Raw genomic sequence first — 1,557 nt, forward strand, 5'->3', positions numbered from 1 at the left:
TCTACTTCCTTCAAGATCTTTACGATTTGTGTTTCTGTGTAGCGTGATTTTTTCATCATGCGTTCTCCGTTTGTTTCAGTGTAAACGGAAAACCTCTAATTGCTAATGACCAGTTTTTTGGGGAGGGTTACAGTGGCATCAATCTCATATCGACTATCCGGGCCTAAAGCTTTCTCGGTTGCAGTTCCATGTAGTGGCCTAACATCTTTATTGTAATTGCCTTGAGGTGTTTGAACGGTAAGCTTTGTGACCTTGCTATACTCGGTTTTGTAGAAATACCTAAATTGGCGGAGTGTTGGAATTTCATGCTCTTCAACATCTGGGTTCTTTAGCTTATATGCTTTTGAAAACTTCCTATGTGCATAAGCAACGGAGTTCCCTTTAACATTCATCAAATATTTATCACAAATAAATCGGAACTGTTTTCTAATTTCTTCAGTGACTTGTTTGCCATCACCGACACCGTAAACCCTAGACTTTCCAGCTTTATTTGTTGTGAAGTTTCTTCTCTTTCCGGCAGCGCCTGAGTTTTTGTAATCTGGTATTAGGGCATTTTTTATTTGCCCACGCTGCCAATATCTCCGAACTAAACGATAGATGGTCGATTTGGTTTTATTTGAATTGGCAACCGTATGACTAACCCTTTTTGCTTGAACCCTTTTGTCAAGCGCTTCTTCACCTTCTACGATAGGCTTAATCAAATCAAAGTCGTTCTGCCTTTTCTGATATGCATTTGACTCTTTGGTCCAAGACTCTCCTTGAAGGTATGAATAAGGGTCAGGAATTTTTTCTATACGCCCTTCATCGACCCAGTTGCGGCATTCATCAAAATAGACTCTTTCCGGTAAACCTTTATCCTCATCAATAGCAATCCAATAGAAGTAACTTGTCTCGGTAAAAAGCACGCGGTAAGCCTTACCGTCAAACTCTAGAGTTTCGTTAACTGGCCACATTACAATGCCCCCCGAACAAAGATTCGCTTCTAAACGCAATTTCTTTCGCTTTCAAACTATGAAATGGTAAACGAATATCGAACGTTATAAGCCTTGCTGCACACATTAAACGAATATCATAAAGCGACCGACCAAGATCTTGCTGGTATGCCATGTCATACTCTTTACACAGCTCAACGACTTTTCTTTCTGGGTGTTGAACAAAATAAGCACTGATATGCTCAAACGTAAGCGATAGCTCATTCGTTATTACTTCATCAAAGTAGCCCTTAACCCCGTATAACCACTCAATATTAGATACGACTGTTTTGTCTATTGCTTTATCTGTTACGAGAAACCAGGGGATTTTTTTAGCTGCCAATAACGGCGTTCTATTTCAAGTTTTTCAATGGTTCTTGGGTCTTTTAAATCTTTGGAGTACTTTGCTTGAATAGCAAACTGGGGCTGAGTTTTAGAAGCGGAGTTAACCAAAAAATCTGAGGACATTACAAGGTTTACCCCTCCTTGAGAAGGGTGCCAAAGCTGACCCCTGAATTCAGATAATAAGTGCAACACTCATGGTTAAACGGGCGAGAGGAAGTCAACTGCTGATAGTGGTACGCTT

The 1,557-nt window shown here is 40.3% G+C and carries 3 protein-coding genes; all 3 read right to left on the reverse strand.

Annotated elements, in window-relative coordinates; genetic code table 11:
- Positions 1–95: 95 nt before the first annotated feature.
- The 3 genes from BGK46_RS02315 to BGK46_RS17830 are packed head-to-tail and all read right to left on the reverse strand — an operon-like array spanning position 96 to position 1,439.
- Positions 96–953, reverse strand: coding sequence for a hypothetical protein (locus tag BGK46_RS02315; protein ID WP_254659645.1), 858 nt, complete (start codon positions 951–953; stop codon positions 96–98).
- Positions 940–1,314: a TnsA endonuclease C-terminal domain-containing protein gene (locus BGK46_RS02320; RefSeq protein WP_254659646.1), complete on the reverse strand. Its 375-nt coding sequence runs from the start codon at positions 1,312–1,314 to the stop codon at positions 940–942. The genes BGK46_RS02315 and BGK46_RS02320 overlap by 14 nt, the downstream gene beginning before the upstream one ends.
- Positions 1,281–1,439 (reverse strand): Tn7 transposase TnsA N-terminal domain-containing protein, encoded by a 159-nt coding sequence (locus tag BGK46_RS17830; RefSeq protein ID WP_254659647.1) that lies wholly within the window; start codon positions 1,437–1,439, stop codon positions 1,281–1,283. Before BGK46_RS17830 ends, BGK46_RS02320 begins: the two co-directional genes overlap by 34 nt.
- Positions 1,440–1,557: the final 118 nt, after the last annotated feature.

It is taken from the genome of Salinivibrio sp. SS2 (assembly GCF_001722075.1).
GTDB lineage: Bacteria > Pseudomonadota > Gammaproteobacteria > Enterobacterales > Vibrionaceae > Salinivibrio > Salinivibrio proteolyticus.

Bases quoted from the DNA above. Each gene is read 5' to 3' on its own strand.
- BGK46_RS02315 (WP_254659645.1), bottom strand. From the start codon at position 953: ATGTGGCCAGTTAACGAAACTCTAGAGTTTGACGGTAAGGCTTACCGC.
- BGK46_RS17830 (WP_254659647.1), bottom strand. From the start codon at position 1,439: ATGTCCTCAGATTTTTTGGTTAACTCCGCTTCTAAAACTCAGCCCCAG.